This is a genomic window from Streptomyces sp. NPDC059092, assembly GCF_042756365.1.
In the GTDB taxonomy this organism is placed as follows: domain Bacteria; phylum Actinomycetota; class Actinomycetes; order Streptomycetales; family Streptomycetaceae; genus Streptomyces.
In genome coordinates this window covers 41194-61120 of the sequence record NZ_JBHZEJ010000038.1, presented here as the reverse complement: position 1 = coordinate 61120, position 19927 = coordinate 41194, and the positions used below count along the sequence as shown (strand labels likewise).

The following is a 19927-nucleotide window of genomic DNA, read 5'->3' as shown; positions in this document are numbered from 1 at the left end:
CCATGAGCGACATCCCGGACAGCGTCGTCCGTACGTACATCCAGACCCACCGCACGGCCTTCCTCGACGACCTCGCCGACTGGCTGCGCATCCCCTCCGTATCCGCCCAGCCCGACCACGACGCTGACGTGCGGCGCAGTGCCGACTGGCTCGCCGCCAAACTCAAGGAGACCGGCTTCCCGGTCACCGAGATCTGGGACACACCCGGCGCCCCCGCCGTCTTCGCGGAGTGGCCCTCCGAGGACCGGGACGCCCCGACCGTCCTGGTCTACGGCCACCACGACGTCCAGCCCGCCGCCCGCGAGGACGGCTGGCACACCGACCCCTTCGAGCCGGTCGTACGGGACGGCAGGATGTACGGGCGCGGCGCCGCCGACGACAAGGGACAGGTGTTCTTCCACACACTCGGTGTGCGCGCCCACCTCGCCGCCACCGGCCGCACCACCCCGGCCGTCCATCTGAAGCTCCTGATCGAGGGCGAGGAGGAGTCGGGCTCCCCGCACTTCCGCGACCTCACCGAGCGGCACGCCGAGCGCCTCGCCGCCGATGTGGTGATCGTCTCGGACACCGGCATGTGGTCCGAGGACACCCCGACCGTCTGCACGGGCATGCGCGGCCTCGCCGACTGCGAGATCGAGCTGTACGGCCCCGACCAGGACATCCACTCCGGTTCCTTCGGCGGCGCCGTCCCCAACCCGGCCACCGTCGCCGCCCGCCTCGTCGCGGCGCTGCACGACGAGGACGAACGCGTCACGGTCCCCGACTTCTACGACGGCGTCGCCGCGCTCACCGACGCCGAGCGCGCCCTCATCGCCGAGCTGCCCTTCGACGAGACGGAATGGCTCCGTACGGCGACGTCCCACGGCACGCTCGGCGAGGCCGGCTACTCCACCCTGGAGCGCGTCTGGGCCCGCCCCACCGCGGAGGTCAACGGCATCGGCGGCGGTTACCAGGGCCCCGGCGGCAAGACGATCATCCCGTCCTCCGCCCACCTCAAGCTCTCGTTCCGGCTGGTCGCCGGCCAGGACCCGGACCAGGTGGAGCGGGCCGTGAGAACCTGGACGGAGGACCGGATCCCGGCCGGGATCCGGCACAAGATCAGCTTCGGTGCGGCCACCCGCCCCTGTCTGACCCCGCTGGACCACCCCGCGCTCCAGTCGGTCGTCCGGGCCATGACCTGGGCCTTCGGACAGAAGGTCCGCTTCACGCGCGAGGGCGGCTCGGGGCCGGCGGCCGATCTCCAGGACGTGCTGGGCGCGCCCGTACTGTTCCTGGGTATCTCCGTTCCGTCCGACGGCTGGCACGCGCCCAACGAGAAGGTCGAGATCGATCTGCTCCTCAAGGGTGTGGAGACCACCGCCTACCTGTGGGGCGACCTGGCAGCCACCCCGCGCTGACCCCACGCCCCACCCGCAAGCCCCCGCCACCCACCGATCCGCCACCCACCGACCCTCCCCGCACCCGCCGGCCCACCGACCACTCCGCTGACCAGACACCCACATCACCCCGGGGGAGTAGAAAGAACCTGTGAGCACCATCAGCAGTGACGCCACCGCACACCAGCCCATCGGCCTGACCGCGCACAGCGGCATCGACCGCGCGGCGCACCACCGCCTCGACGAGGCGTGGCTTGCGGCGGCCTGGAGCCACCCGACCACCAGAGTCTTCGTGGTGTCCGGCGGCCAGGTGCTGATCGACGACACCCCCGAGGGGCGGACCGAACTGGTCATGACCCCGTCCTTCGAGGCACCCCTCACCGAGACCCACCGCTACTTCCTCGGCACGGACGAGGACGGCGTGCGTTACTTCGCGCTCCAGAAGGACTCGCTCCCCGGCCGCATGGACCAGTCGGCGCGGCCCGCGGGGCTGCGCGAGGCCGGCCTCCTGCTCTCCGCGCGCGACGCGGGCCTGATGGTGCACGCCGTGGCGCTGGAGAACTGGCAGCGGCTGCACCGCTTCTGCTCCCGCTGCGGCGAACGTACGGTGATCGCCGCGGCCGGCCACATCCGGCGCTGCCAGGCGTGCGGTGCCGAGCACTACCCCCGTACCGACCCCGCGGTGATCATGCTGGTCACGGACGAGGAGGACCGCGCGCTGCTGGGCCGCCAGGTGCACTGGCCCGAGGGCCGGTTCTCCACCCTCGCGGGCTTCGTGGAGCCCGGCGAGTCGATCGAGCAGTCGGTGGCCCGAGAGGTCTTCGAGGAGGCGGGCGTCACGGTCGGCGAGGTCGAGTACATCGCCAGCCAGCCGTGGCCCTTCCCGTCGAGCCTGATGCTGGGCTTCATGGCCCGCGCCACCTCGTCGGAGATCACCGTGGACGGCGAGGAGATCGAGGAGGCGCGCTGGTTCTCCCGCGAGGACCTGCGCACCGCCATCGAGACGGGCGAGATCCTGCCTCCGCTGGGCATCTCGATCGCCGCGCGCCTGGTGGAACTCTGGTACGGCAAGCCGCTCCCGAAGCCGCTGAACTGAAAGACGGCGAAACCCCCGCCGGACCGGGTCCGACGGGGGTGACGGGGGTTTCGGGGCAACTCCCGGCAGGAGGAGCCGTCAGACGCCGACCTTCTGCTTGACCTGCGCCAGCGAGGGGTTCGTCAGCGTCGAGCCATCGGGGAAGAGCACCGTCGGTACGGTCTGGTTGCCGCCGTTCGCCTTCTCGACGAACGCCGCCGACTCCGGGTCGTGCTCGATGTTGATCTCCGTGTACGCGATGCCCTCGCGGTCCATCTGGCCCTTGAGCCGACGGCAGTATCCGCACCACGTGGTGCTGTACATCGTCACAGTGCCCGGCATGGTCTCTCGCACTCCTCTGTCTCGCTGGATGCGTCGCCCGTCGTACCGGTACGTCGCCCGCAGACTCCTGAACGTAACGGACCCGGCGACCATTCCCGCGCCCGCCCCCGTTGCCCCGCTCGCCACCGTTTCCACAGGTGATGATCGGACTGGTACGACCGATGCGCCGCCCCTGTGGACAACCGCCGCATCCGCCCCGTGGGACCTGGCAGCATGGCGGGGTGACAGCAGCAACGCACTCCCCCCTGTTCCCGCGGGAATCCGCCGGCGGCCAGATCGTGGCCCCGCCGCGCGACGCCGACGCGGTGCTCGACGGGCTCGACCCCGAGCAGCGCGAGGTCGCGACGGCCCTGCACGGCCCGGTGTGCGTGCTGGCCGGGGCCGGCACGGGCAAGACGCGCGCGATCACCCACCGGATCGCGTACGGGGTGCGCGCGGGCATACTCCAGCCCGCCAGCGTCCTGGCCGTCACGTTCACCAACCGGGCCGCGGGTGAGATGCGCGGACGGCTGCGGCAGCTCGGCGCCGGCGGCGTGCAGGCGCGGACGTTCCACGCGGCGGCGCTGCGCCAGCTCCAGTTCTTCTGGCCCAAGGCCGTCGGCGGCACGCTGCCACGGCTGCTCGACCGCAAGGTCCAGCTCGTCGCCGAGGCCGCGGCGCGCTGCCGGGTCCGGCTCGACCGCAACGAGCTGCGCGACGTCACCGGCGAGATCGAGTGGGCGAAGGTCACCCAGACCGTGCCCGCCGACTATCCGGCCGCCGTCGCCAAGTCCCACCGCGACGCCCCGCGCGACGCGGCCGAGATCGGCCAGATCTACGGGATGTACGAACAGCTCAAGCGCGAGCGCTCGGTGATCGACTTCGAGGACGTCCTGCTCCTCACGGTCGGTGTCCTCCAGGACCGGCACGACATCGCCGATCAGGTCCGCCGCCAGTACCAGCACTTCGTGGTGGACGAGTACCAGGACGTGAGCCCGCTGCAGCAGCGGCTGCTCGACCTCTGGCTCGGCGACCGGGACGACCTCTGCGTCGTCGGGGACGCCAGCCAGACGATCTACTCCTTCACCGGCGCCACCCCCGACCACCTGCTCAACTTCCGCACCCGGCACCCGAGCGCCACCGTGGTCAAGCTGGTCCGCGACTACCGCTCCACCCCGCAGGTCGTCCATCTCGCCAACGGCCTGCTGGGCCAGGCGCGCGGCCGGGCCGCCGAGCACCGGCTGGAGCTGATCTCGCAGCGCGACCCCGGTCCCGAGCCGGCCTGCACGGAGTACGCGGACGAACCGGCCGAGGCCGAGGGCACCGCCCGCAGGATCCGCGATCTGATCGCCGCGGGCGTCCCGGCCGGCGAGATCGCGGTGCTCTACCGCATCAACGCGCAGTCGGAGGTGTACGAACAGGCCCTCGCCGACGCGGGCGTGCCGTACCAGCTCCGGGGCGCCGAGCGGTTCTTCGAACGCCAGGAGGTACGGGAGGCGGGCGCCGCCCTGCGCGGAGCCGCGCGCTTCGGGGGCAACGACGCGCTGCTCGACGACGTGGTGGAGCTGCCCTCGCAGGTGCGGGCCGTGCTCTCCACCAAGGGGTGGACCACCGAGCCCCCGGCCGGTTCCGGCGCGGTCCGGGACCGCTGGGAGTCGCTGGCCGCGCTCGTCCGGCTCGCCGAGGACTTCGTCCTGGCCAAGCCGTCGGCGACGCTCGCCGACCTCGTCACCGAGCTGGACGAGCGCGCCGCCGCCCAGCACGCCCCCACGGTGCAGGGCGTCACGCTCGCCTCGCTGCACGCCGCGAAGGGTCTGGAGTGGGACGCGGTGTTCCTGGTCGGCCTCACCGAAGGGATGATGCCGATCACCTACGCCAAGACGGACGAGCAGGTCGAGGAGGAGCGCCGGCTGCTCTATGTGGGGGTCACCCGTGCGCGGCTCCATCTCCATCTCTCCTGGGCGCTCTCGCGCTCTCCGGGAGGCCGGGCCTCCCGTCGGCCGACCCGCTTCCTGAACGGGCTGCGTCCGGGCTCCACGGCCCCTGGAGCCCGCGGCGCGGGTACGGGGGCGGGCGGCTCCGTCGAGCGGGGCGGCGCCACCGGTGCGGCGGCCGGCGGCGCCGCGCGGCGCAAGCGGCGGGGACCGGCCCGCTGCCGGGTGTGCGGCAGGACCCTCACGGACGCCGGCGAGATGAAGCTCATGCGCTGCGAGGAGTGCCCCTCCGACATGGACGAGGGGCTGTACGAGCGGCTGCGGGACTGGCGCGCCGGGCAGGCCCAGCGGATCGGACAGCCCGCGTACTGCGTGTTCACCGACAAGACACTGATGGCGATCGCGGAGGCCGTGCCGGGCAGTGCGGGCGAGCTGACGGGCATCCCCGGGGTCGGGGTCCGGAAACTGGATCGCTTCGGAGCCGATGTGCTGGCCATCTGCGCAGGTGAGGAAGGTGTGGGCGAGGACGGCGACGACTGAGTCGAACTCGTCGAAAAAATAGTTTGCGCCCGCACGGGGAATCCCCATAGGTTCTTAACCACGGAACGGCGGGCTTCTCCGAAGCCTGGTCCCCGTGCTCTACTTGTCAAGCAGTACTTGCCCAACATACGTATGACGGGTCTTCGGACCTGTCCTTGAGACGCCGAGAGGAGGCGATTCCAGTGATCAGCATCGACTACAGCTCCGTCAGCACCGTCAAAATGACCGATCTCTCGGTCGTCTCCGCCTGCTCGCTCGGCTTCTCCGGTACCGAACTCATCGCCAGTGGCCTGCCCGGCGCCTCCGCCGTCAAGCCCGCCGGACTCTCGGGTCTGCTGACTTGCGAGCGGCCCGTCATGGTCCGCGATGAGCGACCGACCAAGGCACTGGAAGCAGCAGTAGCAGCGGCAGCAGGCAATGCCTATGCCTTTGCGGCGACCGGTGCCGAAACGAAGCAGCAGACGCAGCATCACCTGATGTGGGCCTTCCGTGGGCTCGAACCCTGGAGTGATCCAGCCTGATCGACGATCAGGCCGGCGCCTTCAGGGCCGCGGAACCCCACCCGGGATCCGCGGCCCTTCTGTTTGTCCCGAACGGGACAGTCGGAGCGAAGGGGCCTCGGGACACGCACCACCCGGTACCAGCCGACAACTGGCCAACCAGGCCGGACCGACCAGACGAGGAACGACACCCGTGCAACTCGAAGCGCACGCCCCGTCCGTACCGCCTTCCGAATCGATCTCCCCGCCCGTCCCCACGGAGGACTCCACCTTGACCCCGCTGACCGCGCTCACCGCGCTCGACGACGCCATCGAGAACCTCGGCGTACCCGTTCCCTGTCGTGCCTACGACCCGGAGGTCTTCTTCGCCGAGTCCCCGGCCGACGTCGAGTACGCCAAGGCCCTCTGCGGCACCTGCCCGCTGATCGAGGCCTGCCTCGCCGGCGCCAAGGAGCGGCGTGAGCCGTGGGGTGTCTGGGGTGGCGAACTCTTCGTCCAAGGGGTCGTCGTGGCCCGCAAGCGGCCGCGTGGCCGTCCGCGCAAGAACCCGGTCACGGCATGAACGCCGTCGGCACGATCGACCGTCCCTTCACGCACGATCCCCAGAAGCAGGCCCCGATGACCTCTTCCCTGAGCGAGCCGTCCGGTTCCGCCACCCCAGTTGTCACCACCATGGGCGCGAACGACTCGCGTCAGAACAGGACCCGCGAGATGCAACTCATTCCAGAAGCCCTGGCTCGCGCGCATATGAACGAGCGCATGCGTGAAGCCAACGCGGAACGCCGGGCCGTGCGCCTGGTCGCCGCGCGGCGTATGCAGCGCCGTGCCGAGCGCGTGTCCCTGCGCGCCCGCCGCGCGCTGGCCATGGCCGTCATGCAGTAGGCGTCAGCCATCACCGACGTACGGAGTAACCGACGCACGGAGCGGGGGCCGGCCCCCGCTCCGTGCGTTGTCCCGCGCCGGGACGCCCGGCGGGGTTATCGTCGGCCCGTGCCGAGTTCCGAACCGCCAGGTGCCGAGAATGCCGAGAAGGCGGTCTGCGCCCGCTGCGGCGTCACGGCCGAAACCCCGCCACCGACCTGGAGCCGCGCCGTCGACCACGGCCGCCGCTCCTACCTCTGCGACGACTGCTGCCGGGCACACATCACAGCGATCGAGAGCAGGCTCGACCCCGCCCGGTGGTGACGCGCGCGGCGTCGCTCAGGCCCCCGTGTCCACCGCGGCCTCGACAGGATCCGAGTCCGGAACCGCCTCCACATCCGGACCCTGGGCCCGGTCAGGATCCTGCTCCGGCAGGAACCCGGGCAGCCACGCCTCCAGCTCCTCCCTGAGCCGTACCGTCGCGTTGAGCTGGCAGAGCACCCCGATCGTGCTCAGCGTGACGCGGTGGATCAGCAGATAGGACGGCGGCAGATTGAGCTGCTTGCCCAACTGATGGGCGGGCGACCGAGGATCGGCGATCCGCGCCGCCTGCGTACGGATCCAGCTCCGGGTGAAGGTGAACTCCTCCACCACGGCCGGCTCGATGATCGGCAGCAGATACTCCAGCACGGCGTCCGGGTCGAGATCGATGGATTCCTTGACGAACCCTTCCGCGCGCAGCAGCTCGTACACCGCCTCGGCGTCGTCCTCCAACGCCAGCCGCAGCGCCTCACCGATGATCCCGGGCAGCCCGCCCGGCAGCCGGTCCACCGTGCCGAAGTCCAGCACCCCCAGCCGGTACGCGCCCTCCGGGGACTCCCCGGCGTCGGCGGGTGGCAGCAGCCGGAAGTTCCCCGGGTGCGGATCCGCGTGCAGCAGACCCGTGCGCGCCGGGCCCGAGAAGAGGAACCGCGCCAGAAGCTGGCCCGCGCGGTCCTGCTGCTCGGGCGTGCCGTCCGCGATGATCTCCGCCAGCGGAACCCCGTCGATCCACTCGGTCACCAGCACCTGCTCGCCCTGATGCACCACCTGGGGCACCACCACGTCGGGATCGTCCGCGAACTCCGCCGCGTGCGCCCGCTGCGCCTCTGCCTCCAGGGCGTAGTCCAGCTCCTCGGAGACCCGGTCACGCAACTCGGTGATCAGGGGCTTGATGTCCATCCCCGGGATCAGCGGCCCCAGCAGCCGGGCGAAGCGGCTGAGCTGTGTCAGGTCGGAGAGCAGCGCCTCCCCGGCCCCCGGGTACTGCACCTTCACCGCGACCTGGCGCCCGTCGTGCCACACCGCACGGTGCACCTGGCCGATCGACGCGGCGGCCGAGGGCTTCTCCTCGAACTCCAGGAACAGCTCCCGCCACTCCTCGCCCAGCCGTTCCACCAGCACCGCGTGCACCGTGTGCGTCGGCATCGGCGGTGCCGCTTCCTGGAGCTTGGTGAGCGCCGCCCGGTAGGGCCCGGCGATCTCCTCGGGCAGCGCCGATTCGAAGACCGAGAGGGCCTGGCCGAACTTCATCGCGCCGCCCTTCAACTCCCCGAGGACCTTGAAGAGCTGGTCCGCCGTGCGCTGCTGCAGCTCCCGGGCGACGATCTCGGCCGATTTGCCGCCGATCCGCTTGCCCAGGCCCCAGGTGGCCCTGCCTGCGAAGCCCAGTGGCAGCGTGGCCAGCTTCGCGGTGCGGGTGACCGCCTTCCGGGGAAGATCAGACATGAAGCCCCTCCTAATCCCAGACAGCCGTGCCGCGTGCGGCGGTTACCCGGCCATTGTGTCGTGCGACGCCCCCGTTCCGGCGACGCGCTCCCCCCTTCGCCGTCCGGCCGCCCCGCACGGGCAGTCCTGATGGGGAGTGATCCGCTCCGAGCGCCAGTCCAGCAGCGGCAGTGCCGCCTCCCATCGTGCACCCGTACTGGCGGGAAGTTCCCCGTCGAGGAACGACAGGGCATGAGCCGCCGTCAGCCCCGCCACCGTGGTGGCCAGCGCCACATCACAGGCCGGTACGGCGCCCGCCCCGCGTCCCGAGCGCCACTGGGCCAGCATCCTCGGCCACCCGCGGTCGTGATCGGCCCGGGTCCGCGCGACGCATCCCGCACACGCCGTGCCACCCGGCAGCACCAGCGGCCCCACCAGCCCCGTGGCCTCGATCACCCCCGCGTAGAGATGCGGCGTGCCGGTGGTCAGCCACGGCTCGGCCGTCACCGGATCGGGTGCGTACGCCGCGAGCCCGTCGCGCGGCGTGACGATCACCAGGGAGAGCGGCGGCTCGCCCTCCGCCGACTCCGGGTGCCCCGCCGCTCTCGGCGGCCGGCCGGGCGCGGACCGCCGTACGAGCTGCCGGGCCGCCAAGTCCCTGCGCTCACCGACGGAGTGCTCCGGCAGTCCGCCGGGCGCCACGTCCCCCGCCGTCGCGCACCCGCCGTCCAGTACGTCGACCCGACCCACCCCCGAAGCAGCGAGCACGGCGGCGACGGCCGCTCCGACCCGGCCCGCGCCCCGGACCTGCACCCGCGCCGACCGCCGCGCGGCCAGCTTCCGCAGGGCCGCCCCCGGCTCGGGATGCAGGACGGAGAGCGACGCGAGATCGGGCCGCAGCCGCTCGACCTCTCCCGTCCTGCCACGCAGCGCGTCGGCCGCCGGGCCGCCCGCTCCCGGGTCGTCGAGCACCCCCGCCGCCGTGAGCCGCCGTACCAGCGCGTCGACCAGCCCGTCCGGCAGTCCCATCGCGCGGGCCTGCTCCCGTAGCAGCGGCAGCCCGCGCGTCCCGTCCAGCAGCTCGAGAAAACTGCCCGTGGCCGTATCGACCGGGCCCATCACCACCGCGTGCGCGGGCGTCACCCCGAACTGCACCGTCTGCCGGTCCCGCCAAGCGCGCCGCAGCGCGGGCTTCATCATCGGACGCATGTCGGCCTCCCCGTTCCCGCTGATCCGTGATCCCAGAATGCAGGGCGGCGGCCGACGGTGCGCAAAGTTGTCCACAGGCACGGGCATTAGTCGTTCGAATAGTGCGTGCCCATACGGGGAACAAGGCGGAACCCGTCAGGAGACAGGACTTCCGCCGCGCTGAGCGGGTAACGTCAGGGCGTGCCCGCCGACCCGTCCCCCAGCCGCCCGCTCCGCGGCTCGGGGACGAGCGCTGTCGAGGTCCGGAGAAGCGCCCGCCGCAGCAGAACGGTCTCGGCGTACCGCGAGGGCGACCGCACGATCGTGCTCATCCCCGCCCGGATGTCGGAGGCGGAGGAGCGCCGCTGGGTCTCGGTGATGCTCGACAAACTCGCCGCCCAGGAGAGCAAGCGGGTCCTCGGCGACAGCGCGCTGACCGAGCGCGCCGAACAGCTCTCCGCGCAGTACTTCGACGGCAGGGCGCGGCCCGCCTCCGTCCGGTGGGTCACCAACCAGAACACCCGCTGGGGCTCCTGCACCCCCGCCGAGGGCAGCATCCGCCTCTCGCACCGGTTGCAGGGCATGCCGGAGTACGTCGTCGACTACGTCCTCGTCCACGAACTGGCCCACCTGCTGGTGCCGGGGCACGGCCCGCGCTTCTGGCGGCTGCTGGAGGCCTACCCCCGCACCGAGCGGGCCCGGGGTTATCTCGAAGGCGTGGTCGCGGCCGAACGGCTTCCGCATCTTCCCCTCACGCGCGGGGAGAACGGCCCGGACGGCGGCGAGGCGGACGATGTGGACGCGGCCGGGACGCCCGACGTGGCCGGAGCCGAAACCGGGGGATGAACGCGGAGCCGGCCCGGAGCAGCGCGTTCCCTGGCGGTCCGGGCGCACCCTCCGTCAGGGAAGAGTCCGTTCACCGGTCCTGTACCGAGTCTGTACCGGCTTGGCCGATTGTCCGACCCAGCCGTTAGCCTGGCGCGACGCATTGCACTCGGGACGGGGGACGGTCGTTACGTATGGCACGGGAATTCCAGCGTGGCCACAAGGCCAGGATCAGTGATCTCACGGCGGGGACGGATCTGTACGTGGGCGTGCAGATCGCGGCCCCAGGACTGAGCTTCGACATCAGTTGTTTCGGTCTCGACGCCGACGAACAGCTCTCGGACGACCGCTACTTCATCTTCTTCAACCAGCCGAAGTCGCCGGAGGAATCCATCCAGTTGCTGGGCGCGCAGGCCGGCGACACCGAGTCCTTCCGGGTCACGCTGGACCGTATCCCCGCCGCCGTCCACAAGCTTTCCTTCACCGCCACGATCGACGGCGCGGGACAGATGTCGCAGGTCGGCCCCGGATACATCCGGATCGTCGCGGGCGGCGAGGAGGTCGTCCGATACGCCTTCACCGGCTCGGAGTTCACGACCGAGCGCGCCGTCATGCTCGGCGACTTCTATCTCAAGGACGTCTGGCGGTTCGCCGCCGTCGGCCAGGGCTTCGACGGCGGACTCGACGCGCTCCTGAAGAACTTCGGCGGCGAAGTCGCCGAGGAGGAACCGGCCGCACCGCAGTCCCCGGCGGGCGGTGGCCCGGCCCCGGGCTTCGCCCCGCCCGCGGCGCCCGTCGTGCCGCCCGCGCCCGCACCGTCCTTCGGCACTCCCGCGGGACCGGCGGCCCCGGCACCCGCGCCGCAGCCCGTGCACGCCGCGCAGACCATCGTGGCGCCGATGCCCCCGCAGGGCGGCACCGTACCGCCGCCGTCCGCGCCGCCCCCGTACGGCCAGCAGCCGCCCCAGCAGCCGCAGTTCGGCCAGGTCCCGGGACAGATGCCGCAGCCCGCGCCGTCCCCGTACGGTGGCGTCCCCGCCCCCTTCGGGCAGCAGCCGCCCGGTGCGCCCCAGGGCGTCCCGCAGGGTCTGCCAGCGGGCGGGGCCGGTCTCCAGGCGGCCCTCCAGCCGTACAAGGAAGCGCCCACAGGGCAGCGCTGGACCTCGCAGAACGGCCAGCTCGTACGGATCGACCTGGGCGAGGGCGGCAGCCCCGTCCTCGCCCGGCAGGGCAGCATGGTCATGTACCAGGGCAAGGTCGACTTCGGCTACAAGGGCGCCGGTTTCGTCGGCCGCGTCGTGGGCAACGCCACCGGCCAGGAGATGCAGCTCATGCGCTGCACCGGACGCGGCCAGGTCTTCCTCGCCGAAGAGGGCGCGCACCTCCACCCCGTCGAACTCCAGGGCGACGGCATCTGCGTCTCGGCGGAGAACGTCCTCGCCTTCGACGAGAGCCTTCAGTACGAGGTCCGCCGCATCGAGGGCCACGGCATCCCCGGCGGAGCCCTGTTCACCATGCAGTTCCAGGGCACGGGCACCGTGGTCGTGAAGACCCACGGCACCCCGGTGGTGCTGCCCGTCACGCCCACGACCTTCGCCGACTGCAACGCCGTCGTCGCCTGGTCGTCGGCCGCGCAGGTGATCATCTCCAGCCAGGTCAGGCTGCGCCGCAACGCGTACCCCGGCCACAGCGGGGAGACCGTGAACCTCCAGTTCCGGGGAGCGCCCGGCAATTTCATCGTCGTCCAGCCGTACGAGGTCTGAGGGAGCCCGGACAATGAACCAGCAGCTCGCGGGCTTCGCCCCGACCCCCGCCGCGGCCCGGATGGAGAATCACGGCCGCTCCATGCTCAAGGTCGCCATGGCCTCGGGGCACGACCTCTACGCGCGCACCGGCTCGATGATCGCCTACGAGGGCTTCATCCAGTACGAGCCGAACCCGCCCGCCGTCCGCCAGATCGCCTCGCAGTGGGTCACCGGTGAGACCACCCCCGTGATGAAGTGCGCGGGCGACGGTCTGCTCTATCTGGCCGACTACGGTTCGGATGTCGTTGTCATCAACCTCGACAACGACGCGCTCTCCGTCAACGGCTCCAATCTCCTGGCCTTCGACGCGCACCTCCAGTGGGGCGTGGAACGCGTCAAGGGGCTGGCCAAGTTCGCCGGCCAGGGCCTGTGGAACGTACAGATCTCCGGGACGGGCTGGGTCGCCCTCACCTCCCGCGGCACTCCGGTCGTCGTCGACTGCGGACGCGGCGAGGACGAGACCTATGTCGACCCCGACGCGCTCGTCGCCTGGTCGCCCGCCCTCAAGGTGAAGGGCAAGCGCAGCTTCAAGGCGTCCTCGCTGATCGGGCGGGGCAGCGGAGAGGCCTACCAGATGGCCTTCTCCGGCCAGGGCATCGTCGTCGTCCAGCCCAGCGAGGACAGCACCGACCGCCTGCGGGTCCGGGGCTGAGGGGAGCGAGGAACCATGCAGAGTCCGCTTTTCGCGTACACGGAACAGCAGTCCCAGGACCGCTACGCCGTCCAGAACCCGCAGCTCCTGCGGGTCGCTCTCACCGGTCAGGACGACCTCCTCGCCCGCAAGGGCGCGATGGTCGCCTACCAGGGGCTCATCGAGTTCGACGGTGAGTACCAGTCGCACGGCCAGCGTCAGGCACGCGCGACCACCGGCGAGGGTCTGGACCTGATGCGCTGCTCCGGGCAGGGCACGGTCTATCTGGCCAACCTCGCCCAGTACATCCATGTGGTGGATGTCGACCACGACGGGATGACGGTGGACAGCGCCTACGTCCTGGCGCTCGACTCCGCGCTGCACGTCGAGGTCGTCGCGGTGGACAGCCAGTACGGAATCTCCGGCTCCGGCAAGTACCAGCTCAACATCTCCGGACGGGGCAAGGTCGCGCTGATGACCTCGGGCCAGCCGCTGATGATGGAGGTCACGCCGGACAAGTACGTCAACGCCGACTCCGACGCGGTCGTCGCCTGGTCCTCCGCGCTGCGGGTGCAGATGCAGGCGCAGACGCATTCCTCGGGGGTACGGCGGCGGCGCGGCTCCACCGGCGAGGGCTGGGAGCTGAGCTTCCTGGGGCAGGGCTTCGCGCTCGTCCAGCCGAGCGAGGTCATGCCGCCGCAGCAGGCGGAGATCGGCCAGGGGCTGGGCGCGCAGTACGGCGTCGGGCAGCACGGCGCGTACGGGCAGAACCAGAACAACGCCTGGAGCAGGTGACCCGGGCCGGCAGAGTCAGGGGGCGGATCCCACAGGACCCGCCCCCTGACTCTGCCGATCCCACGGGCCCCGCGGCCGATCCGGTGGGATCCGTCTCCGCGGCAAGCTTCCGTCTCAGGCGTCCAGGACCGCCCGCGTACGCTCCAGCAGCCGGACGACCGAGCCGTCGGCCACCTCCGCCACCTCGTCGTACGCGAACCAGCGCAGGTCCAGCGACTCCTCGCTGATGGACTCGACCGCGCCCGGCCGCGCCAGCGCCGCGTACTGGACGTCGAGATGCCAGTGACAGGGCGCCGGGATGGGGTGCCGGTCGAGCTGTACGGGGCCGCCCGGCAGCAGGGTCAGCTCCGGGATCCCGGACTCCTCCCCGGCCTCCCGCAGCGCCGCGCGCTCCACCGTCGTGTCACCCGGCTCGCAGTGGCCGCCCATCTGCAGCCACCTGCCGAGCTTCTTGTGCAGGGTCAGCAGGACCCGGCCCCGCTCCGGATCGACGACCAGCGCGCTCGCCGTCAGATGCCCGGCCCCGCACGCCTTCCACATACCGTCCGGGTGGGCCGCGAGATGATTCAGATAGAGCCCGCGCAGCTCCTGCTGAGCGGACCCGGGCCCCTCGTACGTCTTCAGCACGAGGACCGCGTCGTCATGCAGGCTCACTTGTCGGTGTCGTCCTTGTCGTCCGTGCTGCCCTTGTCGCCCTTTTCGGTTTCGTCGGTGGAGTCTTTCCGCGGATTCGGCTTGTCGCCCACGCCGGCCGCCTCTCCGAGCATCTTGTCCAGCTCGGAGAAGTCGAGCTGCTCGTGGTGGACAAAACCGTCCGGGTCGTCGAGGTCCGAGGCCGTCGGCAGCATGTCCGGGTGCTCCCAGAGCCGGTCGCGCCCGTCGACACCCCGCGCGTCCGTGAGCGAGGCCCACAGCCTGGAGGCGTCACGAAGCCTGCGGGGCCGGAGCTGGAGCCCGATGAGCGTGGCGAAGGTCTGCTCGGCCGGACCGCCCGAGGCCCGGCGCCTGCGCAGCGTCTCGCGCAGCGCGTCAGCCGCCGTCAGCCGGTTCTTCGCGGCCTCGTGGACCACCGCGTCCACCCAGCCCTCGACCAGCGCCAGCGCCGTTTCCAGCCGGGCGAGCGCGGCCTTCTGCTCCGCTGTGTCCTCCGGCTGGAACATGCCCTGCTGGAGTGCTTCCTGGATCTCCTCGGGGTGGCTGGGATCGAACTGGCCGACCACGTCCTCCAGCTTGGAGGTGTCCACCTTGATCCCGCGGGCGTAGCCCTCGACCGCGCCGAACATGTGCGCCCGCAGCCACGGCACGTGGGCGAAGAGCCGCTGGTGGGCGGCCTCACGCAGCGCCAGATAGAGCCGGATCTCGTCCTTGGGGACACCGAGGTCCTTGCTGAACGCCTCGATGTTCAGCGGCAGCAGCGCGGCCCGGCCCGCCGGTCCCAGCGGCAGCCCGATGTCCGTCGAGCCGACCACCTCACCGGCCAGCACGCCCACGGCCTGGCCGATCTGCTGGCCGAACATGGCGCCGCCCATGGAGCGCATCATGCCGATCAGCGGGCCCGCCACCGACTGCATCTCCTCGGGCAGCACCTCGCCCATGGCCGTGCCGACCCGCTCCGCCACGGGGTCGACGAGCTGCTGCCACGCGGGCAGCGTCGCCTCGACCCACTCGGCGCGGCTCCACGCCACGGAGGCGTTGGCGCCGGAGGGCAGCGACGTCACGCCGTCCAGCCAGATGTCCGCCAGCCGCACCGCCTCGTCCACCTGCGCGCGCTCCGAGGGGCCGACGCTCTCGTCCTTCGTTCCGTCGGCAGTGCCCTGGGCGACCGTCTGGCGGGCGATCTGCTTGGCCATGTCCCAGTTCACGGGACCGCCCTCGTAGCTCAGCATCTGGCCGAGCTGCTGGAACGCGGCCCCCAGGTCGTTGGGGTTCAGCGAACCGAACATCGCGGCGAACGGATTGTCCGCGCCGCCCGCGCCGCCGCCACCGGGCAGCCCGAATCCTGCGAAGGGGTTGCCCTGGGCGCCTTGGCCGCCGGCACCCTGACCACCTCCGGCAGGGTCCTTCTTCTTGCCGTCGCCGTCCTCCGGCTCCTCCGGCGGAAGGCCGAATCCGAATGGTGTGTCACTCACGGGGTTCCTCGGCTCGTAGGGCCACCGGCTTCCTGCCGGCGGCGACTGCCCGACTGCACCACCCAGCCTAAGCGGCACAGGGAGCGAAGGGGCGGTGCCGCGGGTCGGCACGGGACCGACATCCCGGTGGCTTCCGGGCTCGATGCTCCGTCGGCCGATGGCCTGCGGCAGGATGGACGTCACCTGGTACGTACGCGCCATTCACGTACGTATTGAAGACAACCGCTGGAGACGCCCGGTGAGTTCCCCAGATCCGCAGGTTCGCGCAGCGCGAAACCACTCAACCCCGACCCCGTCCCGCGGCCCCGTCGTCGCGGTCACCGGCGCCGCCTCCGGCGTCGGTGACCTGCTCACCCGGCGGCTGGCCGCGTCCGAGGAGATCAAGCAGGTCATCGCCATCGACGAGCGCCGAGGGGAGGTCTCCGAGGCCCAGTGGCACATCCTCGACGTCCGCGACCCGGCCATCGCGGAGAAGCTGCGCGGGGCTGACGTCGTCGTCCACCTGGCGCTCGACCTCGACCTGGAGACCGACGCGGCCGCCCGTACCGCGTACAACGTCCGCGGTACCCAGACCGTACTCACGGCCGCCGCGGCGGCCGGGGTGCACCGCGTCGTGCTCTGCACCTCGGCCATGGTCTACGGCGCGCTGCCCGACAACGACATCCCACTCTCCGAGGACGCGGAGCTGCGGGCGACCGCCGAGGCCACGGGCGTCGGCGACCTCCTGGAGATCGAGCGGCTGGGCCGCCGCGCGCCCCGCGCGCACCCCGGCCTGAATGTGACGGTCGTACGGCCCGCCGTCCTCATCGGCGGTACGGACACGGCCCTCACCCGCTACTTCGAGTCGCCACGGCTGCTCGTCGTCGCCGGATCCCGCCCCACCTGGCAGTTCTGCCATGTGGAGGACCTGGTGAGCGCGCTGGAGTACGCGGCGCTCGAAAAGGTCGAAGGCGAGTTCGCGGTCGGCTGCGACGGCTGGCTGGAACAGGAGGAGGTCGAGGAGCTGAGCGGCATCCGCCGCATGGAGCTGCCCTCGGCGGTCGCCCTGGGCGCGGCGGCCCGGCTGCACCGGATCGGTCTCACACCGTCCCCGGCCGGCGATCTCGCGTACACGATGCACCCCTGGGTGGTCAGCGTGAGCCGGCTGCATGACGCGGGCTGGCGCCCTCGGTGGACGAACGAGGAGGTTCTCACCGCCCTCCTCGAAGAGGTGGAGGGCCGTCACACGGTCGCCGGGCGCCGCCTGGGCCGCAAGGACGCCACGGCGGCGGGCGCGGCGGGCGCCACGGTCGCGCTGCTCGGTACGGCCGCGCTGGTACGGCGCGCCCGCAAGGCGCGCCGCCGGATCTGAGCCGCCGGCCGGGCGGCCCGCGGACGGCCCCGCTCCGGCCTGTCCTGCCCGGTCCGCCCTGCCCGGTCCGGGGGACGTCCGGTCCGGGGGACGGCTGTTCCATGGCGGCGGTGGCGTACGGCACGATGGGCCCCATGGCGAGTACGCGTTCCCACCCGGGCGAGCAGGCGGCGCAGGACCCCATCCGGCTGCTCGCGATCCGTGACACCCCGCTCAGCGTCGACGAGGTCTTCCGCGCGGTGGGGGACGACGCGGCGGGCGGTACGGCGCTCTTCGTGGGCACGGTGCGCGACCACGACGGCGGCGCGTCGGTCGACGCGCTCGGCTACTCCTGCCATCCGTCGGCGGAGGCCGAGCTGCGGCGGGTCGCGGAGAAGATCGTCGCCGGTCATCCGGTGCGCGCGCTGGCCGCCGTCCACCGTGTGGGTGATCTGGAGATCGGAGATCTGGCGGTGGTCGTCGCGGTCTCCTGCCCGCATCGGGCGGAGGCGTTCGAGGCGTGCAGAAAGCTGATCGACGACCTCAAGCACGAGGTGCCGATCTGGAAACACCAGAAGTTCTCGGACGGAACAGAGGAATGGGTGGGCGCGTAGCGCCTCCTTGAGGGGCCTCCACCCGTACGGCCCGATTTGCGTAACCGCCTTCCGGCCAGCAGCGTTGGTGCTGCAGATGGTTAATCTGCTGATCGGTCAGTTCGCAGACACTCATGGTCGGGAGGTCGACATGACCGCGCTCGTCTGGTTGTTGATCCCGCTTTTCGCTGCCGTAGGTGCGGCGATATGGGGAAGCTGGGTCTCCAGGGACCGCACGATAGGAGACATGGCCGAGCTCAACGGCTATGCCCGGTTCCGCGACGCGATGGAGAAGGCGGACACCCGGTCCGAGCCGGTCTGAGTCCGCGGGCCCGCAGGGCCCGTCGGGTCCGGGGCCCGCACCCCCCTGACCTCGTACGGACCGGCCCCGGGGGTGCACTGACGGAGCCTTCCCGTACTGTCGTTCCATGCCACGCCGCACCGCGACGATGCTCGCCTCCACCCTCGTCCTCATCGCGCTGCTCTGTGCGGGTGTGCTCATCAAGGTCCCGTACTCGGAAATGAGCCCGGGACCGACGGTGAACACACTGGGTGAGGCCGGCGGCGAGCCCGTGCTCCAGATCTCCGGTCGTAAGACATACCCGACGTCGGGTCATCTCAATATGACGACGGTCAGGGTCACCGGCGCGGACTACAACATGAATATCGTCGAGGCGGTCTACGGCTGGCTGGCCCACGACAGTGTCGTGGTGCCGCACGACACCCTGTATCCGGACGGCAAGACGGAAGAGCAGTCCACTCAGGAGAACGCCGAGGAGTTCAGCCAGTCCCAGGAGAGCGCCAAGGTCGCCGCCCTGGAAGAGCTGGGCCTTCCGTTCTCCTCCCGCACGATCGTCTCCTCGGTGGTCAAGGAGAGCCCCTCCGAGGGCATCCTGCACGCCGGCGATGTGATCAAGGCCGTGGACGGTACGGAGATCAAGGCGCCCGAGGACGTCGCCGAGCTCGTCACGAAGCACCAGCCGGGTGAGGACGTCGTCTTCACCATCGTGCCGGTCAAGGAGGCCAAGGCCGCGGAGAAGTCCGGCAAGGAGCCGACGGCCACCGAGAAGGTCACGATCACCACACGGAAGTCCGACGAGGGTGACCGCGCGATCGTCGGCATCCAGGCGGGGACGGATCACACGTTCCCGTTCACCATGGACATCAAGCTGGCCGACGTGGGCGGTCCGAGCGCCGGGCTGATGTTCTCCCTCGGCATCGTCGACAAGCTCACGCCCGGGTCGCTGACCGGTGGAAAGTTCGTCGCCGGTACGGGGACGATCGACGACAAGGGCGAGGTCGGCCCGATCGGCGGGATCGAGATGAAGCTCGTCGGCGCGCGGAACGCGGGCGCGCGGTACTTCCTCACGCCCGACCAGAACTGCGCCGCCGCGTCCTCCGACATCCCGAGCGGCCTCACTCTGGTCCGGGTGAAGACGATCAAGGACGCGACGCAGTCGCTGGGGAAGATCCGTAACGGGGACACGACCGGCCTGCCGAGCTGTTCGGCAAACTGACCGGCCGCGTCCGCGCGGGAGGACGAGCCCGTACGGCGCGGTACGGCGCCTGAGGACGCCCGCGGGCTCCTGTCGCCCCCGGGTCGCCGTCGCGCCCGCCCCGCGCCGTCCGTAGGCCTTGCTACGCCTCGAAGGTGGCGGACAGTGCCTCCGCCAGCCCCGGGACGAGCCCGGAGCCCGTGAGGACCTCGTTCGGGGAGTCCTTCTCGCGCAGCCGCAGCGCGGACTCCCGGGCGCCGTCCCGCAGCACGGCCACGGTCATCCGTACCTCCTGGCGCTCGGGGTGTGAGGCGACCCACGCGGCGAGCGCCGTTTCATCCAGATTGTCCGGTACGGATGCTTCCGCCGACGGCGGCAGCATCAGCCGCTCCACGGTCATCGCGCAGCCCGCCACCGCCCCGGGCCACGCGATGGTGCCGAGGAATTCGTCGAGCGGGGTGCCCGCGGGGATCTCGTCCTGCTCCACGGGGGTGAGGGGGGCGGCGGAGCCGCCGTCTTCGTCGAGACCCAACTGGGCCGCGAGTTCGGGTTCGTCGGTGCGCAGCCGCGTGGTGTCGACGAGCGCGAAGAGCCGGGCGGGCTGGTCCCAGCCGAGCGTCGAGGCGTATTCGTCGATTTCGAGCACCGCGCGGGTCAGCGGGCTCGCGGCCATGGGGGTGCCTGAGGGAGAAACAGTGGACATGGTCAATATCCTGCCTCCTTCGGACCCGGATGCGGGAACTAGGTAAAGCCTGAGTAAGTTGAACAGACTGAACCACACG

The 19927-nt window shown here is 71.3% G+C and carries 21 protein-coding genes; 15 read left to right on the top strand and 6 right to left on the bottom strand.

What is annotated here, in order from left to right:
- Positions 1 to 2: 2 nt before the first annotated feature.
- Together ACFXPL_RS22050 and nudC are read left to right on the top strand one after the other, a co-directional pair.
- Complete coding sequence (locus tag ACFXPL_RS22050) at positions 3 to 1397, top strand: dipeptidase (protein WP_384922045.1); 1395 nt, start codon at positions 3 to 5, stop codon at positions 1395 to 1397.
- Positions 1398 to 1527: 130 nt separating this feature from the next.
- Complete coding sequence (gene nudC / locus ACFXPL_RS22045; RefSeq protein ID WP_384922041.1) at positions 1528 to 2472, top strand: NAD(+) diphosphatase; 945 nt, start codon at positions 1528 to 1530, stop codon at positions 2470 to 2472.
- Positions 2473 to 2550: 78 nt separating this feature from the next.
- Here the strand turns inward: nudC and ACFXPL_RS22040 are convergent, their stop codons facing one another.
- On the bottom strand, positions 2551 to 2793 hold the full coding sequence (locus ACFXPL_RS22040; protein ID WP_173315740.1) for a mycoredoxin: 243 nt from the start codon (positions 2791 to 2793) through the stop codon (positions 2551 to 2553).
- 161 nt (positions 2794 to 2954) lie between these two features.
- Between ACFXPL_RS22040 and ACFXPL_RS22035 the strand changes: the two genes are divergently transcribed.
- The 5 genes from ACFXPL_RS22035 (at position 2955) to ACFXPL_RS22015 (ending at position 6931) form a co-directional block, all read left to right on the top strand.
- Positions 2955 to 5246: an ATP-dependent DNA helicase UvrD2 gene (locus tag ACFXPL_RS22035; RefSeq protein ID WP_384922071.1), complete on the top strand. Its 2292-nt coding sequence runs from the start codon at positions 2955 to 2957 to the stop codon at positions 5244 to 5246.
- A 182-nt stretch (positions 5247 to 5428) separates the two neighbouring features.
- The gene (locus ACFXPL_RS22030) at positions 5429 to 5767 is read left to right on the top strand and encodes a hypothetical protein (RefSeq protein ID WP_384922038.1); all 339 of its coding nucleotides are present in this window, start codon (positions 5429 to 5431) and stop codon (positions 5765 to 5767) included.
- A gap of 172 nt (positions 5768 to 5939) precedes the next feature.
- The gene (locus ACFXPL_RS22025; RefSeq protein WP_365812136.1) at positions 5940 to 6308 is read left to right on the top strand and encodes a WhiB family transcriptional regulator; all 369 of its coding nucleotides are present in this window, start codon (positions 5940 to 5942) and stop codon (positions 6306 to 6308) included.
- Complete coding sequence (locus ACFXPL_RS22020) at positions 6305 to 6628, top strand: hypothetical protein (protein ID WP_384922035.1); 324 nt, start codon at positions 6305 to 6307, stop codon at positions 6626 to 6628. The genes ACFXPL_RS22025 and ACFXPL_RS22020 overlap by 4 nt, the downstream gene beginning before the upstream one ends.
- Before the next feature lie 108 nt (positions 6629 to 6736).
- Positions 6737 to 6931: a hypothetical protein gene (locus ACFXPL_RS22015; protein ID WP_384922032.1), complete on the top strand. Its 195-nt coding sequence runs from the start codon at positions 6737 to 6739 to the stop codon at positions 6929 to 6931.
- A gap of 15 nt (positions 6932 to 6946) precedes the next feature.
- Here the strand turns inward: ACFXPL_RS22015 and ACFXPL_RS22010 are convergent, their stop codons facing one another.
- Together ACFXPL_RS22010 and ACFXPL_RS22005 are read right to left on the bottom strand one after the other, a co-directional pair.
- The gene (locus tag ACFXPL_RS22010) at positions 6947 to 8374 is read right to left on the bottom strand and encodes an ABC1 kinase family protein (protein WP_384922029.1); all 1428 of its coding nucleotides are present in this window, start codon (positions 8372 to 8374) and stop codon (positions 6947 to 6949) included.
- Positions 8375 to 8416: 42 nt separating this feature from the next.
- On the bottom strand, positions 8417 to 9562 hold the full coding sequence (locus ACFXPL_RS22005; protein ID WP_384922027.1) for a ThiF family adenylyltransferase: 1146 nt from the start codon (positions 9560 to 9562) through the stop codon (positions 8417 to 8419).
- Between the two features lie 180 nt (positions 9563 to 9742).
- On the opposite strand from ACFXPL_RS22005, the gene ACFXPL_RS22000 reads away from it, so the two are divergent.
- From ACFXPL_RS22000 to ACFXPL_RS21985, 4 genes are all read left to right on the top strand, one after another.
- Positions 9743 to 10387, top strand: a complete 645-nt coding sequence (locus ACFXPL_RS22000) for a M48 family metallopeptidase (RefSeq protein WP_384922024.1) — start codon at positions 9743 to 9745, stop codon at positions 10385 to 10387.
- 173 nt (positions 10388 to 10560) lie between these two features.
- Positions 10561 to 12129 (top strand): TerD family protein, encoded by a 1569-nt coding sequence (locus tag ACFXPL_RS21995; protein WP_384922022.1) that lies wholly within the window; start codon positions 10561 to 10563, stop codon positions 12127 to 12129.
- Between the two features lie 13 nt (positions 12130 to 12142).
- A complete protein-coding gene (locus ACFXPL_RS21990) occupies positions 12143 to 12823 on the top strand; it encodes an AIM24 family protein (protein ID WP_384922019.1) in 681 nt (226 codons plus the stop codon).
- Between the two features lie 15 nt (positions 12824 to 12838).
- Positions 12839 to 13597 (top strand): AIM24 family protein, encoded by a 759-nt coding sequence (locus ACFXPL_RS21985; RefSeq protein ID WP_384922016.1) that lies wholly within the window; start codon positions 12839 to 12841, stop codon positions 13595 to 13597.
- A gap of 114 nt (positions 13598 to 13711) precedes the next feature.
- Here the strand turns inward: ACFXPL_RS21985 and ACFXPL_RS21980 are convergent, their stop codons facing one another.
- Both ACFXPL_RS21980 and ACFXPL_RS21975 read right to left on the bottom strand, forming a co-directional pair.
- The gene (locus ACFXPL_RS21980) at positions 13712 to 14251 is read right to left on the bottom strand and encodes an NUDIX hydrolase (RefSeq protein ID WP_384922013.1); all 540 of its coding nucleotides are present in this window, start codon (positions 14249 to 14251) and stop codon (positions 13712 to 13714) included.
- On the bottom strand, positions 14248 to 15726 hold the full coding sequence (locus ACFXPL_RS21975) for a zinc-dependent metalloprotease (RefSeq protein ID WP_384922010.1): 1479 nt from the start codon (positions 15724 to 15726) through the stop codon (positions 14248 to 14250). Before ACFXPL_RS21975 ends, ACFXPL_RS21980 begins: the two co-directional genes overlap by 4 nt.
- Before the next feature lie 238 nt (positions 15727 to 15964).
- On the opposite strand from ACFXPL_RS21975, the gene ACFXPL_RS21970 reads away from it, so the two are divergent.
- From ACFXPL_RS21970 to ACFXPL_RS21955, 4 genes are all read left to right on the top strand, one after another.
- Positions 15965 to 17077 (top strand): SDR family oxidoreductase, encoded by a 1113-nt coding sequence (locus tag ACFXPL_RS21970; protein ID WP_384922007.1) that lies wholly within the window; start codon positions 15965 to 15967, stop codon positions 17075 to 17077.
- A 134-nt stretch (positions 17078 to 17211) separates the two neighbouring features.
- Positions 17212 to 17670, top strand: coding sequence for a molybdenum cofactor biosynthesis protein MoaE (locus tag ACFXPL_RS21965; RefSeq protein WP_384922004.1), 459 nt, complete (start codon positions 17212 to 17214; stop codon positions 17668 to 17670).
- A 67-nt stretch (positions 17671 to 17737) separates the two neighbouring features.
- Complete coding sequence (locus ACFXPL_RS21960) at positions 17738 to 17971, top strand: hypothetical protein (RefSeq protein WP_384922074.1); 234 nt, start codon at positions 17738 to 17740, stop codon at positions 17969 to 17971.
- A gap of 106 nt (positions 17972 to 18077) precedes the next feature.
- Positions 18078 to 19166, top strand: coding sequence for a PDZ domain-containing protein (locus tag ACFXPL_RS21955; RefSeq protein WP_384922000.1), 1089 nt, complete (start codon positions 18078 to 18080; stop codon positions 19164 to 19166).
- A gap of 121 nt (positions 19167 to 19287) precedes the next feature.
- Here the strand turns inward: ACFXPL_RS21955 and ACFXPL_RS21950 are convergent, their stop codons facing one another.
- On the bottom strand, positions 19288 to 19848 hold the full coding sequence (locus ACFXPL_RS21950; RefSeq protein ID WP_384921998.1) for a PPA1309 family protein: 561 nt from the start codon (positions 19846 to 19848) through the stop codon (positions 19288 to 19290).
- Positions 19849 to 19927 lie beyond the last annotated feature (79 nt).

Coding starts and splice junctions, on each gene's coding strand:
- ACFXPL_RS22050 (WP_384922045.1), top strand. CDS start 3: ATGAGCGACATCCCGGACAGCGTCGTCCGTACGTACATCCAGACCCAC.
- ACFXPL_RS22040 (WP_173315740.1), bottom strand. CDS start 2,793: ATGCCGGGCACTGTGACGATGTACAGCACCACGTGGTGCGGATACTGC.
- ACFXPL_RS22035 (WP_384922071.1), top strand. CDS start 2,955: ATGCGCCGCCCCTGTGGACAACCGCCGCATCCGCCCCGTGGGACCTGG.
- ACFXPL_RS22020 (WP_384922035.1), top strand. CDS start 6,305: ATGAACGCCGTCGGCACGATCGACCGTCCCTTCACGCACGATCCCCAG.
- ACFXPL_RS22010 (WP_384922029.1), bottom strand. CDS start 8,374: ATGTCTGATCTTCCCCGGAAGGCGGTCACCCGCACCGCGAAGCTGGCC.
- ACFXPL_RS22005 (WP_384922027.1), bottom strand. CDS start 9,562: ATGCGTCCGATGATGAAGCCCGCGCTGCGGCGCGCTTGGCGGGACCGG.
- ACFXPL_RS21995 (WP_384922022.1), top strand. CDS start 10,561: ATGGCACGGGAATTCCAGCGTGGCCACAAGGCCAGGATCAGTGATCTC.
- ACFXPL_RS21990 (WP_384922019.1), top strand. CDS start 12,143: ATGAACCAGCAGCTCGCGGGCTTCGCCCCGACCCCCGCCGCGGCCCGG.
- ACFXPL_RS21985 (WP_384922016.1), top strand. CDS start 12,839: ATGCAGAGTCCGCTTTTCGCGTACACGGAACAGCAGTCCCAGGACCGC.
- ACFXPL_RS21965 (WP_384922004.1), top strand. CDS start 17,212: ATGGCGAGTACGCGTTCCCACCCGGGCGAGCAGGCGGCGCAGGACCCC.
- ACFXPL_RS21955 (WP_384922000.1), top strand. CDS start 18,078: ATGCCACGCCGCACCGCGACGATGCTCGCCTCCACCCTCGTCCTCATC.
- ACFXPL_RS21950 (WP_384921998.1), bottom strand. CDS start 19,848: ATGTCCACTGTTTCTCCCTCAGGCACCCCCATGGCCGCGAGCCCGCTG.